Source organism: Streptomyces sp. NPDC088116, from assembly GCF_044741745.1.
Taxonomy (GTDB): Bacteria; Actinomycetota; Actinomycetes; order Streptomycetales; family Streptomycetaceae; genus Streptomyces.
This window is the reverse complement of the sequence record NZ_JBIUTF010000004.1, coordinates 33,422-47,380: the sequence shown is the minus strand read 5'-3', so window position 1 is coordinate 47,380 and position 13,959 is coordinate 33,422. Positions and strand designations below refer to the sequence as shown.

Genomic DNA, 13,959 nt, shown 5'->3' with positions numbered 1-13,959 from the left:
AGAGCATCGGGCGTACTCCCGGGGCCGGGCCGTCCACGCCTGCGCCCGACCGGCTGCGCATCTTGAACACGAAAGTTTCAACTTGTGAGTGACACAACCCATGAGGGTGCGATCGCTGTGAGCACCCCTCCGTCGCCCGACGACGGTCTGCCGACGGCCGACCTCGCCGCCAAGTACGGCCTGTCGGTGAGCGGAGCCCGGCCAGGGCTGCGCGACTACGTCCGACAGCTGTGGGGCCGTCGGCACTTCATCCTGGCCTTCTCCCAGGCGAAGCTCACGGCCCAGTACAGCCAGGCGAAGCTGGGCCAGCTCTGGCAGGTGGCGACACCGCTGCTGAACGCGGCCGTCTACTACCTGATCTTCGGGCTGATCCTCCAGACCAAGCGGGGCATCCCCCAGGAGGTCTTCGTCCCGTTCCTGGTCACCGGGGTCTTCGTCTTCACCTTCACCCAGAGCTCGGTGATGGCCGGTGTCCGCGCCATCTCCGGCAACTTGGGCCTGGTGCGCGCCCTGCACTTCCCCCGGGCGTCGCTGCCGATCTCCTTCTCCCTCCAGCAGCTCCAGCAACTCCTGTACTCCATGGTCGTGCTGGTCAGCGTGGCGGTCATCTTCGGCAGTTACCCGACCCTGAGCTGGCTGCTGGTGCTGCCCGCGCTGGTGCTCCAGTTCCTGTTCAACACCGGTCTGGCGCTGATCATGGCGCGGTTGGGGAGCAAGACCCCCGACCTCGCCCAGCTGATGCCGTTCGTGATGCGTACCTGGATGTACGCCTCGGGCGTGATGTTCTCCATCCCGCTGATGCTCAAGGACAAGCCGGCCTGGATCTCCGACGTGCTCCAGTACAACCCGGCCGCGATCTACATGGACCTGGTCCGGTTCGCGCTGATCGACGGTTACGGCTCGGAGAACCTGCCCGCGCATGTCTGGCTCGTCGCGCTGGCGTGGGCCGTACTCGTGGCCGCCGTCGGATTCGTGTACTTCTGGAAGGCTGAGGAGCGGTACGGCCGTGGCTGAGGACAAGAATCAGGGACGCATCCCCACGGTCATCGCCGACGATGTGCACATCGTGTACCGCGTCAACGGCGGTGGCGGCGGCAGGGGCAGCGCCACCGCGGCGCTGAGCCGCATACTCCGGCGCGACAAGGGGGAGTCGCGGGGCGTACGCAAGGTCCACGCGGTACGGGGCGTGACCTTCACCGCGTACCGAGGCGAGGCGATCGGCCTGATCGGCACCAACGGTTCCGGCAAGTCGACGCTGCTGCGCGCCATCGCGGGTCTGCTGCCCGCGGAGAGCGGCAAGGTCTTCACCGACGGTCAGCCCTCGTTGCTGGGCGTCAACGCCGCGTTGATGAACGACCTGACCGGCGAACGCAATGTCATCCTCGGCGGCCTGGCCATGGGTATGACACGCGAGCAGATCCGCGAGCGTTACCAGTCGATCGTCGACTTCTCCGGCATCAACGAGAAGGGCGACTTCATCACGCTGCCGATGAGGACCTACTCCTCCGGTATGGCCGCCAGGCTCCGGTTCTCCATCGCCGCGGCGAAGGACCACGACGTCCTGATGATCGACGAGGCACTGGCCACCGGTGACCGCAAGTTCCAGATCCGCTCCGAGCAGCGGATCCGTGAACTGCGCAAGGAGGCAGGCACGGTCTTTCTGGTCAGTCACAGCAACAAGTCGATCAGGGACACCTGCGACCGGGTGCTGTGGCTGGAGAAGGGCGAGCTGCTGATGGACGGCCCGACCGACGAGGTCATCAAGGCGTACGAGAAGGAGACCGGCAAGTAGCCCCGGTCGTGGCCCCCGCCGGAACGATCCGGCGGGGGCTTTGCCGTGGGTCCTCGCGCGATCACCGGCGGCCGATCGTCAAGTATCGGTCAAGTCCGGTGCGCCGGGGGACGGTTGGCGCGTCATGCGATGTTCTCGTAATGCGCACAACACCCCGCAGTCTCTGGCCACCCTGCACAACGTAAGCTGTGGTGATGCTGATTCGCGGCACGTGAGGCGATCCCCCCTGGCAGTCCGCCTGCCCTACAGCCTCCGGTACTGGGGAGGGCGGGCGGCGTGTCCGAAAAGGGATGTATTGGATCGGCAGTGTAGAACGGGAGATGTGACGGCAATGACGGGAAATCTCCAGCTCCGCGAGGATTCCGCCGTCCCCGTGCCGGGTAGCACGCAGTGACGGGCGCCCCGCAGGTACGTTCCGACGAGTCCTCGCGCATGACGCTGGACAAGGCCGCGGACGAGAATTTCCCGGTCGCCCCTTTCTTCCTGCCGCGCGCCTGGCGCGATGATCTGATGGCCGTCTACGGCTACGCCCGACTCGTCGACGACATCGGCGACGGCGATCTCACCCCCGGCGGCGACGACGCCCGCCACCTGGGCGTCGATCCAGGACAGGCCGACGACCGTCTCGCCATGCTGGACGCCTTCGAGGCCGATCTGCATCGGGTCTTCGATCCGGCGGGACCCCCTCCCGGCCACCCTTTGCTGCGTGCGCTGACGCCGACCGTACGGCGCCGCTCGCTCACCCCCGAGCCGTTCCTCGGACTGATCGCGGCCAACCGCCAGGACCAGCTCGTACGGCGCTACGAGACCTACGACGATCTCCTCGCCTACTGCGAGCTGTCCGCCAACCCCGTCGGCCGTCTCGTCCTCCAGCTCACCGGCACCGCGAGCCCCGAGCGCGTCCGCCGCTCCGACGCGGTCTGCACGGCGCTCCAGATCGTCGAGCACCTCCAGGACGTGACCGAGGACCTCGGCCGTGACCGGGTCTATCTGCCGGCCGAGGACATGAAGCGGTTCCATGTCACCGAGGCCGAGCTGGCAGCTCCCACCGGGGGCGCGGCGGTGCGCTCCCTGATCGCCTACGAAGCCGAACGGGCCCGCCTGCTGCTGGACGAGGGCACCCTGCTGGTGGGCAGCGTCCACGGCAGGCTCCGGTTGCTCCTCGCCGGATTCGTGGCCGGAGGGCGCGCCGCCCTCGCTTCGATCGCGGCCGCCGGGCACGATGTGCTCCCCGGGCCGCCCAAACCCACCAAGGCACGTCTGCTGCGCGAAGTGGGAGCTGTCTTGCGAAGTGCGCACAGAGAGGGGTGAGCCGGAACGTGGAGGGACAGACGCCCATGTCCGCGCCGGTATCGGCGGCCTACAGCTACTGCGAGGCCGTCACCGGGCAGCAGGCCCGTAATTTCGCCTATGGCATCAGACTGCTGCCGACCGAGAAGCGGCAGGCATTGTCCGCGATGTACGCCCTCGCGCGGCGCGTGGACGACATCGGCGACGGCACGCTCGCGCCGGAGATCAAGCAGGCACGGCTCGACGAGACCCGCACCCTCCTGGACAGGGTCAGGGACGGCGGCGTGGACGAGGACGACACCGACCCCGTCGCGGTCGCGCTCGCGGACGCGGCACGCCGCTTCCCCATCCCGATCGGCGGACTCGACGAACTGATCGACGGCGTCCTGATGGACGTACGGGGCGACACCTACGAGACCTGGGACGACCTGAAGGTCTACTGCCGGTGTGTCGCGGGCGCCATCGGGCGGGTGTCGCTCGGGGTGTTCGGCACCGCGCCGGGCGTCCCGGGCGCGGAGCGCGCCTCCGAATACGCCGACACCCTGGGGCTCGCCCTCCAGCTGACCAATATCCTCAGGGACGTACGGGAGGACGCGGGCAACGGCCGTACGTACCTGCCCGCCGACGACCTCGCCAAGTTCGGCTGCTCCGACGGCTTCCACAGCGCCACCCCGCCCAAGGGCGCCGACTTCGCCGGTCTCGTGCACTTCGAGGTCCGCCGCGCCCGCGCGCTGTTCGCCGAGGGCCTGCGCCTGCTGCCCATGCTCGACCGGCGCAGCGGCGCCTGCACCGCCGCCATGGCCGGCATCTACCGCAGGCTGCTCGACCGCATCGAACGCGACCCCGAGGCCGTCCTGCGCGGCCGGGTCTCGCTGCCCGGACGGGAGAAGGCGTACGTCGCCGTGCGCGGGCTCTCCGGGCTCGACGCCCGGCAGATCTCCCGGCAGACCGTCAGGAGGCGCGGCTGATGCGGCCCGGCCCCCTCGCGACGATCACGGAAACGTCCGCGGACCTGGAACTCGCAACCTCGCGCCGCGACGACGCGTCCCTCACTGAGACGGTCACAGGGGGGCACGCATGACGACGGACGACGGCACGCGCTCCCGGCGCGCCGTAGTGGTGGGCGGAGGGCTCGCCGGGACCACCGCCGCCCTTCAGCTCGCCGACGCCGGACTGCGGGTGACGCTCCTCGAGGGGCGGCCGCGGCTCGGCGGTCTCGCCTTCTCGTTCCGCCGCGGCGACCTCACCGTCGACAACGGGCAGCATGTGTATCTGCGCTGCTGCACGGCGTACCGCTGGTTCCTGGACCGGGTGGACGGCGCCGCGCTCGCGCCGCTCCAGGACCGCCTCGACGTGCCCGTGCTCGACGTCGGCCGGGCACGGGGGCCGCGGCTGGGCAGGATCCGCCGCAACGGCCTGCCCGTACCGCTGCATCTCGCCGCCGGACTCGCCGCGTACCCGCATCTCTCGCTCGCCGAGCGCGCGTCCGTCGGGCGTGCGGCGCTCGCCCTGAAGCGGCTCGACCCGGCCGATCCCGCCCTGGACGGCATCGACTTCGCGACCTGGCTGGGCCGGCACGGGCAGTCGCCGCGGACCATCGAGGCGCTCTGGGACCTGGTCGGTGTGGCCACGCTCAACGCCACCGCGCCGCATGCCTCCATGGGGCTCGCCGCCATGGTCTTCAAGACCGGACTGCTGTCCGAGCCCGCCGCCGCCGACATCGGCTGGTCGCACGTCCCGCTCGGCGACCTGCACGACGACCTGGCGCGCAAAGCCCTCGACTCCGCCGGCGTACGCACCGAACTGCGGACCCGCGTCAGCTCCCTCTCCCGCGCCGAGGACGGCGGCTGGCACGTGGACGTGGACGGTGAGCGGCTCGACGCGGACACCGTCGTCCTCGCCGTACCCCAGCGCGAGACCCACGCCCTGCTGCCCCCGGGCGCGCTCGACGACCCCGACCGGCTGCTGGACATCGGCACCGCGCCGATCCTCAACGTCCATGTCGTGTACGGCCGGAAAGTGCTGCGGCGGCCCTTCTTCGCGGCACTCGGCAGCCCGGTCCAGTGGGTCTTCGACCGCACCGACGCCTCCGGGCTCACGCGGGGCCAGTATCTGGCGCTCTCCCAGTCGGCCGCCGAGGACGAGATCGACTCGCCCGTCTCCGAACTGCGCGAGCGCTACCTCCCCGAACTGGAACGCCTCCTGCCCGCCACCCGTGGCGCGGAGGTACGGGACTTCTTCGTCACCCGCGAACGGACGGCGACCTTCGCGCCCGCTCCCGGAGTGGGCCGGCTGCGCCCCACTGCCCGTACCCGCCTCCCCGGCCTCTTCCTGGCCGGCGCATGGACCGCCACCGGCTGGCCCGCGACCATGGAGGGCGCGGTGAGAAGCGGATTCAGCGCCGCGGGCGCCGCACTCTCCGAGATGGGCCACCGGCATGAACACCCCTTGCAGGAGGCGGCATGAGCCCGAGTACTGCACCGATGAGTACTGGAACAAGAGGAGAGACCGTGCCGACTGTGCCCCCCGCGAATCCGGCTGTCGACACCGCGGACGTCCACGAGTTGCTGGAGCGCGGGCGGGCCCTGTCGACGCCGGTGCTGCGCGCCGCCATCGACCGGCTCGCGACGCCCATGGACACCATCGCCGCCTACCACTTCGGCTGGATCGACGCCGAAGGACGGCCGTCCCACGGCGATGGCGGCAAGGCGGTACGCCCGGCGCTCGCGCTGCTCTCCGCGGAGGCGGCGGGCGCGGCCCCCGAGAAGGGGATCCCCGGCGCGGTCGCCGTGGAACTGGTCCACAATTTCTCGCTGCTGCACGACGACCTGATGGACGGTGACGAGCAGCGCCGCCACCGCGACACCGTCTGGAAGGTGCACGGCCCGGCTCAGGCGATCCTCGTCGGCGACGCCCTCTTCGCGCTCGCCAACGAGGTGCTGCTGGAGATCGGTACCCCGGAGGCGGGCCGCGCGACCCGCCGGCTGACCGCCGCCACCCGCAAGCTGATCGACGGCCAGGCGCAGGACATCTCCTACGAGCACCGCGAACGGGTCACCGTCGAGGAGTGTCTGGAGATGGAGGGCAACAAGACCGGCGCCCTGCTCGCCTGCGCCGTCTCCATCGGCGCCGTCCTCGGCGGCGCCGACGACCGTACGGCCGACACGCTGGAGTCGTACGGCCACCACCTCGGCCTCGCCTTCCAGGCCGTCGACGATCTGCTCGGCATCTGGGGCGACCCGGAGGCCACCGGCAAGCAGACCTGGAGCGACCTGCGCCAGCGCAAGAAGTCCCTGCCGGTCGTCGCCGCGCTCGACGCGGGCGGTCCGGCCTCGGAACGGCTCGGTGAGCTTCTCGCCGCCGATGCCAAGAGCAGTGATTTCGAGAGTTTCTCGGAGGAGGAGTTCGCCACCAGGGCGGCGCTGATCGAGGAGGCGGGCGGCCGGGAGTGGACCTCCCAGGAGGCCCGCAGGCAGCACACCATCGCGATCGAGGCCCTGGACGGCGTGGATATGTCGGAACAGGTCCGGGCGCAGCTCACCGCGCTCGCGGACTTCGTCGTCGTCCGAAAGAGATGATCACCATTCCCATATAACCGCAGTCGCCGTCCACAGCCTCAGGGCCTGTCCCGCGAACATCCGCCGGACGGGCCCCAGGGCGCCGGACGACGGAGACCCCAGGCACAGCAGAAGCACACCACTGCACGAAGGGGAAGCCATGACAGCGACGACCGACGGAAGCACCGGGGCCATGGGACCCCGCGCAGCCTCGGCCAGCGGACCGACCGATACGACGCCCGTCCTCGACGGTGACCTCCGGGTCGCCGCCGAGCGGGCCACCGCACGATCAGTCGAGCATCTGCTCGGCAGGCAGGACCCCCAGGGCTGGTGGAAGGGCGACCTGGCCACCAATGTGACGATGGACGCCGAGGACCTGCTGCTCCGTCAATTCCTCGGCGTCCAGGACACCCGTACCACCGAAGCCGCGGCCCTCTTCATCCGCGGCGAGCAGCGCCCGGACGGAACCTGGGCCACCTTCCACGGAGGCCCCGCCGAACTCTCCACCACCATCGAGGCGTACGTCGCTCTGCGGCTGGCCGGAGACCGCCCCGAGGAGCCGCACATGGCGCGCGCCTCCCGATGGGTGCGCGAGCAGGGGGGCATCGCCGGGAGCAGGGTCTTCACCCGGTTGTGGCTCGCCCTCTTCGGCTGGTGGAGATGGGACGACCTCCCCGAGCTGCCGCCCGAACTGATCTTCCTGCCCAAGTGGTTCCCGCTCAACATCTACGACTTCGGCTGCTGGGCGCGGCAGACGGTCGTACCGCTGACCATCGTCTCGGCGAAGCGGCCCGTACGGCCCGCTCCCTTCGCGCTCGACGAGCTGCACTCCGACGCGGCCGATCCGAACCCGGCCAAGGCGCCCGCGCCGCTGAGCAGTTGGAACGGCGTCTTCCAGCGCCTCGACAAGGCCCTGCACGCCTACCAGAAGATCGCACCACGAAGACTTCGCCGTGCCGCGATGAACGCGGCCGCGCGCTGGATCATCGAGCGGCAGGAGAACGACGGCTGCTGGGGCGGGATCCAGCCCCCCGCCGTCTACTCCGTGATCGCCCTGCACCTGCTCGGATACGACCTCGACCATCCGATCATGCGCGCCGGTCTCGAATCGCTGGACCGCTTCGCCATCTGGCGCGAGGACGGCGCCCGGATGATCGAAGCCTGTCAGTCCCCGGTCTGGGACACCTGCCTCGCCACCATCGCACTCGCCGACGCGGGCCTGAGCCCGGACCATCCGGCCCTGGTCAGAGCCGCCGACTGGATGCTCGGGGAGCAGATCGTCCGCCCCGGTGACTGGGACGTACGCAGGCCTGGACTCATCCCGGGCGGCTGGGCGTTCGAATTCGACAACGACAACTACCCGGACATCGACGATACAGCCGAGGTCATTCTCGCGCTGCGCCGGGTGGCCCATCCCGACCCCGAGCGACTCGACGCGGCCATCGAGCGCGGTGTCCGGTGGAACATGGGCATGCAGTCGCGGAACGGGGCCTGGGGCGCCTTCGACGCCGACAACACCAGTCCGTTCCCCAACCGGCTGCCCTTCTGCGACTTCGGCGAGGTCATCGACCCGCCGTCCGCCGATGTCACCGCGCACGTCGTCGAGATGCTCGCCTACGAGGGCAAGGCCCATCTCCCCGGCACCAGGCGGGGGATCGAATGGCTCCTCGCCGAACAGGAGCCCAACGGCGCCTGGTTCGGCCGCTGGGGAGTCAACTACGTATACGGCACAGGCGCGGTGGTACCCGCGCTCACCGCGGCCGGGCTGCCCCTCTCCCACCCCGCGATCCGCCGTGCGGTCTCCTGGCTCAAGTCGGTACAGAACGACGACGGAGGCTGGGGCGAGGACCTGCGCTCGTACCGCGAAGAGGCGTGGATCGGGCGCGGTGCCACCACCGCCTCCCAGACCGCCTGGGCGCTGCTCGGGCTGCTCGCCGCCGGGGAGCGGGACAGCAAGGCCGTCGAGCGGGGCGTCGCCTGGCTCGCCGGCGCCCAGCGGGCGGACGGCTCCTGGGACGAGCCGCACTTCACCGGTACCGGCTTCCCCTGGGACTTCTCCATCAACTACCACCTCTACCGGCAGGTCTTCCCGCTCACCGCGCTCGGCCGGTACGTCCACGGGGAGCCCGGTCCCCTCACCGCACGTGCGGGCAGCCGCAAGGGGGTCTGATGGGCCGGTCCCCGGCGCCGTCCGGTCCTTCGGCCCCGTTGCTGATCGCCTGCGCGCTGGGCATCGAGCGGCTCGCGCTGCGCGGCGGACGCGCGCGCGGCGACGCGGCGGGGCCGGTGACCGTCCTGCGTACGGGCATGGGCCCCAGGAACGCCGAGCGCGCCGTGACACGGGCGCTCGCCGAGCCCGGAGCCGGGGGCGCGCCCGTCATCGCGTCCGGATTCTGCGCCGGGCTCACCCCGGGGATGCATCCGGGTGACCTGATCGTCGCCGACGAGACCCGGGGCCCGGACGGCTCAACGCCCTGTACGGACACCGGGCTGCTCGTCGACGCGCTGAGGCGGGCCGTGCCGGGCCGCACCGTCCACACCGGTCCGCTGACCGGCTCCGACCACGTCGTACGCGGTCAGGAACGGGTCGGACTGCGTACCACCGGGGCGATCGCGGTGGACATGGAATCCGCCGCGACACTCCGGAGTGCTCTGCGCGCCGGGCCTCGCCCGGTTGCGGCCGTCCGGGTGGTCGTGGACGCTCCAGAGCATGAGCTCGTCCGTATTGGCACAGTGCGCGGTGGAATATCGGCTTTCCGTGTCCTCCGTGCCGTGCTACCAGCATTCTATGAATGGCACCGTTCTTCGCTGCTCCCCAGGAGGTGAGCTAGATGGCCATGCCGCTTCGTCAGACCATCAGGGTCGGGACGTACCTCTTCGAACAGAAGCTCCGCAAGCGTCAGAAGTTTCCACTGATTGTTGAGCTGGAACCTCTGTTCGCCTGCAATCTGAAATGTGAGGGCTGCGGAAAGATCCAGCACCCGGCCGGCGTTCTGAAGCAGCGCATGCCCGTGGCCCAGGCCGTCGGCGCGGTACTGGAATCGGGGGCGCCCATGGTCTCCATCGCCGGTGGCGAGCCGCTGATGCATCCTCAGATCGATGAGATCGTGAGGCAGTTGGTAGCACGGAAGAAGTACGTCTTCCTCTGCACCAATGCCGTGCTGCTGCGGAAGAAGATCGAGAAATTCACCCCGTCGCCGTACTTCGCCTTCGCCGTCCACATCGACGGGCTGCGGGAGCGCCATGACGAGTCCGTCGCGAAGGAAGGGGTGTTCGACGAGGCGGTGGCGGCCATCAAGGACGCCAAACGGCGCGGCTTCCGGGTGACCACCAATTCCACCTTCTTCAACACGGACACCCCCCAGACCATTGTCGAGGTGCTGAACTTCCTCAATGACGAGCTGAAGGTGGACGAGATGATGATCTCGCCCGCCTACGCCTACGAGAAGGCTCCCGACCAGGAGCACTTCCTGGGCGTCGAGCAGACCAGGGAACTGTTCAAGAAGGCGTTCTCCGGCGGCAACCGGGCGCGCTGGCGCCTCAACCACTCGCCGCTCTTCCTGGACTTCCTCGAAGGCAAGGCCGACTTCGCGTGCACGGCATGGGCCATCCCCAACTACTCGCTCTTCGGCTGGCAGCGCCCCTGCTATCTGATGAGCGACGGGTATGTGCCGACGTACCGGGAACTCATCGAGGACACCGACTGGGACAAGTACGGCCGCGGGAAGGACGAGCGCTGCGCCAACTGCATGGCGCACTGCGGCTACGAGCCGACCGCCGTCCTCGCCACGATGGGCTCGCTCAAGGAGTCCCTGCGTGCCGTACGCGAGACGGTCGCCGGAGCGAAGTGACCCCAGGGGCCCGGCCGATGGCGACGCGGCCGGGCCCCTGGGGCGGGTGAACGTAATCCGAGCCGAGCAGGATCTGAGAGGGGCCCGAGCGTGTCTGTCTTGGAGTACATCCGGGGACCGAGCGATCTCAAGGCGCTGACGACAGGCGAACTCGACGAACTGGCCGAGGACATCAGGGAGTTCCTGGTCCGGGCAGTGGCCAGAACCGGTGGTCATCTCGGGCCCAACCTGGGCGTGGTGGAACTGACCGTCGCGCTGCACCAGGCCTTCGACTCACCCGTCGACCGCATTCTGTGGGACACCGGCCACCAGAGCTATGTCCACAAACTCCTCACCGGCAGACAGGACTTCTCCAAGCTGCGCGGCAAGGGCGGCCTCGCCGGCTATCCCTCCCGCGAGGAGTCCGAGCACGACGTCATCGAGAACTCGCACGCCTCGACCGTGCTCGGCTGGGCCGACGGACTGGCCAAGGCCAGAGACGTACGCGGCCGGGACAACCACGTCGTCGCGGTCATCGGGGACGGGGCCCTGACCGGCGGTATGGCCTGGGAGGCCCTCAACAACATCGCCGCGGCCAAGGACCGTCCGCTGATCATCGTGGTCAACGACAACGAACGGTCCTACGGGCCGACAACAGGAGGACTGGCCGACCACCTCGCCACGTTGCGCACCACCGACGGCTACGAGAAGTTCCTGGCCTGGGGCAAGGACGTCCTCCAGCAGACGCCCGTCGTCGGACGGCCGCTGTACGGGTCGCTGCACGGCGCCAAGAAGGGGTTCAAGGACGCCTTCGCACCGCAGGGCATGTTCGAGGACCTCGGTCTCAAATACGTCGGGCCGGTGGACGGACACGACATCGCGGCCGTGGTGTCGGCGCTCGGCAAGGCGAAACGCTTCCACGGGCCCGTGCTCGTGCACTGTCTGACGCAGAAGGGCCGCGGCTACCCGCCGGCGCTTCAGGACGAGGCGGACCGCTTCCACACCGTCGGCGCGATGGATCCGCTGACCTGCGAGCCCCTCGTACCGGCCGCCGGTCCGTCCTGGACCTCGGTCTTCGGCGACGAGATCGTCGCGATCGGTCAGGAGCGGCCGGACGTCGTGGCGATCACGGCGGCGATGCTGCACCCCGTGGGACTCACGCGGTTCGCCGAACGCTTCCCCGACCGGATCTGGGATGTCGGCATCGCCGAGCAGCACGCGGCGGTCTCCGCCGCCGGACTCGCCACCGGCGGGCTGCATCCCGTCGTCGCCGTCTACGCCACCTTCCTGAACCGTGCCTTCGACCAGCTGCTGATGGATGTCGCCCTGCACCGGTGCGCGGTCACCTTCGTACTGGACCGGGCCGGGGTCACCGGCACCGACGGGCCGTCCCACAACGGCATGTGGGACATGTCGGTCCTGCAGTGCGTGCCGGGCCTGCGCATCGCCGCGCCACGCGACGCCGGACAGCTGCGGGCCCAGCTGCGCGAGGCCGTGGACGTGGACGACGCGCCGACCGTCGTGCGTTATCCCAAGGAGTCGGCGGGGACAACCGTCCCGGCCGTGGGGCGCGTGGGCGGGATGGACGTCCTGCACCGCGCGGATGACGCGGACGTGCTGCTCGTATCGGTGGGGGCCCTCGCGACCGTCTGTCTCTCGGCGGCGGAGCTGCTCGCGGGCGCCGGTATCCGCTGCACCGTGGTCGACCCGCGCTGGGTCAAGCCCGTCGACGAACAGCTCGCGCCGCTCGCCGCCTCGCACCGTCTGGTCGCGGTCGCCGAGGACAACAGCCGCAGCGGCGGGGTGGGTTCGGCCGTCGGCCGCTCGCTGCGGGACGCGGGGGTGGACGTACCCCTGCGGACGTACGGCATTCCCGAGCAGTTCCTGGCCCATGCCAAACGGAGCGAGGTGCTGGCCGACATCGGCCTCACTCCGGTGGAGATCGCGGGGCAGATCGGCGCCGCACTCGCACACAAGGAGAACAGGCAATGACCAAGCCCATGGAGCCCCCTCGGGCCAAGGAGTCCGAGGGGCCCGGCCGGCTCGGGGAGCCGGCGAGCTTCGACCTCGGCCGGCTGCTCGCGGAGCGCGGCGCCGAGCGCTACGAGCTGCACACCAAGCACCTCAACCACCAGCTCCCGCGCATGCTGCACACCATCGGCTTCGACCGGGTCTACGAGCGGGCCGAGGGCGCCTACTTCTGGGACGCCGACGGCAACGACTATCTGGACATGCTGGCGGGCTTCGGTGTGATGGGTCTGGGCCGGCACCACCCCGTCGTACGCAAGGCGCTCCACGACGTCCTCGACGCCTCGCTCGCCGACCTCACCCGCTTCGACTGCCAGCCACTGCCCGGACTGCTCGCCGAGCGGCTGCTGGTCCACAGCCCGCATCTGGACCGGGTGTTCTTCGGGAACAGTGGTACGGAAGCGGTCGAGACGGCCCTGAAATTCGCCCGGTACGCGACCGGGAGAACAAGGATCCTGTACTGCTCGCACGCCTTCCACGGACTGACCACCGGCTCGCTGTCGGTCAACGGCGAGGACGGCTTCCGGGACGGGTTCGCGCCGCTGCTGCCCGACACCGCGATCGGACTCGGCGATCTCGACGCGCTGGAGAGGGAGTTGAAGCGCGGCGATGTCGCCGGGTTCGTCATCGAGCCGATCCAGGGCAAGGGGGTGCACGAGAGCCCGCCCGGCTTTCTGCGCCGGGCTCAGGAACTGCTCCACCGGCACAAGGCGTTGCTCATCGCGGACGAGGTGCAGACCGGCCTCGGCAGGACCGGCGACTTCTACGCGTACCAGCACGAGGAGGGCGTGGAGCCGGATCTCGTCTGTGTGGCGAAGGCGCTCTCCGGCGGTTATGTGCCCGTCGGCGCGACCCTCGGCAAGGACTGGATCTTCAAGAAGGTCTACTCCTCGATGGACCGGGTGCTGGTCCACTCGGCGAGCTTCGGATCCAACGCCCAGGCCATGGCGGCGGGCCTGGCCGTCCTGTCGGTGATGGAGAACGAGAAGACCGTCGCCAACGCGCGGGTGACCGGCGATCTGCTCAGGTCGCGGCTGGCCGCGCTGGTGGACCGCTACGAGCTGCTGCACGAGGTACGGGGCCGGGGCCTGATGATCGGCATCGAGTTCGGCCGGCCGAACTCGATCAAGCTGCGCAGCCGTTGGACGATGCTCCAGGCGGCGCGCAAGGGGCTCTTCGCCCAGATGGTGGTCGTACCCCTGCTCCAGAAGCACCGCATCCTCACCCAGGTCTCCGGCGACCATCTGGAGGTGATCAAGCTGATTCCGCCGCTGACCATCGGCGAACAGGAGGTCGAGCGTTTCGTGGACGCCTTCACGGCGGTCATGGACGATGCTCACGGAGGCGGCGGGCTGATGTGGGACTTCGGCAGGACACTGGTGAAGCAGGCTGTGGCCAACCGCTAGCGGGGATCCGCGGGTCCGCGGGGATCCGCGGGTCTTTTTGCCCCTGGGGTAAGAAA

General features: G+C 69.7%; 11 protein-coding genes. All 11 read left to right on the top strand.

The genetic code is table 11. From position 1 onward, the window contains the following. The first annotated feature begins 84 nt into the window (after nt 1-84). The 11 genes from ACIOJD_RS17215 to ACIOJD_RS17165 all read left to right on the top strand — a co-directional run bounded on the left by ACIOJD_RS17215 (nt 85) and on the right by ACIOJD_RS17165 (nt 13,903). Complete coding sequence (locus tag ACIOJD_RS17215; RefSeq protein ID WP_401914013.1) at nt 85-1,014, top strand: ABC transporter permease; 930 nt, start codon at nt 85-87, stop codon at nt 1,012-1,014. After that, on the top strand, nt 1,007-1,792 hold the full coding sequence (locus tag ACIOJD_RS17210) for an ABC transporter ATP-binding protein (RefSeq protein ID WP_401879031.1): 786 nt from the start codon (nt 1,007-1,009) through the stop codon (nt 1,790-1,792). The genes ACIOJD_RS17215 and ACIOJD_RS17210 overlap by 8 nt, the downstream gene beginning before the upstream one ends. A 432-nt stretch (nt 1,793-2,224) precedes the next feature. Beyond that, nucleotides 2,225-3,103 (top strand): squalene synthase HpnC, encoded by an 879-nt coding sequence (gene hpnC, locus ACIOJD_RS17205; protein ID WP_401914010.1) that lies wholly within the window; start codon nt 2,225-2,227, stop codon nt 3,101-3,103. Continuing rightward, a complete protein-coding gene (hpnD, locus tag ACIOJD_RS17200; protein ID WP_401914007.1) occupies nt 3,100-4,050 on the top strand; it encodes a presqualene diphosphate synthase HpnD in 951 nt (316 codons plus the stop codon). Before hpnC ends, hpnD begins: the two co-directional genes overlap by 4 nt. A 109-nt stretch (nt 4,051-4,159) precedes the next feature. Next, a complete protein-coding gene (gene hpnE / locus ACIOJD_RS17195; RefSeq protein ID WP_401914004.1) occupies nt 4,160-5,548 on the top strand; it encodes a hydroxysqualene dehydroxylase HpnE in 1,389 nt (462 codons plus the stop codon). Between the two features lie 53 nt (nt 5,549-5,601). Continuing rightward, the gene (locus ACIOJD_RS17190) at nt 5,602-6,660 is read left to right on the top strand and encodes a polyprenyl synthetase family protein (protein WP_401915473.1); all 1,059 of its coding nucleotides are present in this window, start codon (nt 5,602-5,604) and stop codon (nt 6,658-6,660) included. Nucleotides 6,661-6,799: 139 nt separating this feature from the next. Continuing rightward, a complete protein-coding gene (gene shc / locus ACIOJD_RS17185) occupies nt 6,800-8,809 on the top strand; it encodes a squalene--hopene cyclase (protein ID WP_401914002.1) in 2,010 nt (669 codons plus the stop codon). Next, nucleotides 8,809-9,465 carry a 1-hydroxy-2-methyl-2-butenyl 4-diphosphate reductase gene (locus ACIOJD_RS17180; RefSeq protein WP_401913999.1) on the top strand — a complete coding sequence of 219 codons (657 nt, stop codon included), beginning with the start codon at nt 8,809-8,811 and terminating at the stop codon, nt 9,463-9,465. The genes shc and ACIOJD_RS17180 overlap by 1 nt, the downstream gene beginning before the upstream one ends. 5 nt (nt 9,466-9,470) lie before the next feature. After that, nucleotides 9,471-10,490 (top strand): adenosyl-hopene transferase HpnH, encoded by a 1,020-nt coding sequence (gene hpnH, locus ACIOJD_RS17175; protein WP_401913997.1) that lies wholly within the window; start codon nt 9,471-9,473, stop codon nt 10,488-10,490. 90 nt (nt 10,491-10,580) lie between these two features. Beyond that, nucleotides 10,581-12,461 carry a 1-deoxy-D-xylulose-5-phosphate synthase gene (dxs, locus tag ACIOJD_RS17170; protein ID WP_401913994.1) on the top strand — a complete coding sequence of 627 codons (1,881 nt, stop codon included), beginning with the start codon at nt 10,581-10,583 and terminating at the stop codon, nt 12,459-12,461. Beyond that, the gene (locus ACIOJD_RS17165) at nt 12,458-13,903 is read left to right on the top strand and encodes an aspartate aminotransferase family protein (RefSeq protein ID WP_401913993.1); all 1,446 of its coding nucleotides are present in this window, start codon (nt 12,458-12,460) and stop codon (nt 13,901-13,903) included. The genes dxs and ACIOJD_RS17165 overlap by 4 nt, the downstream gene beginning before the upstream one ends. The last annotated feature ends 56 nt before the right edge of the window (nt 13,904-13,959 follow it).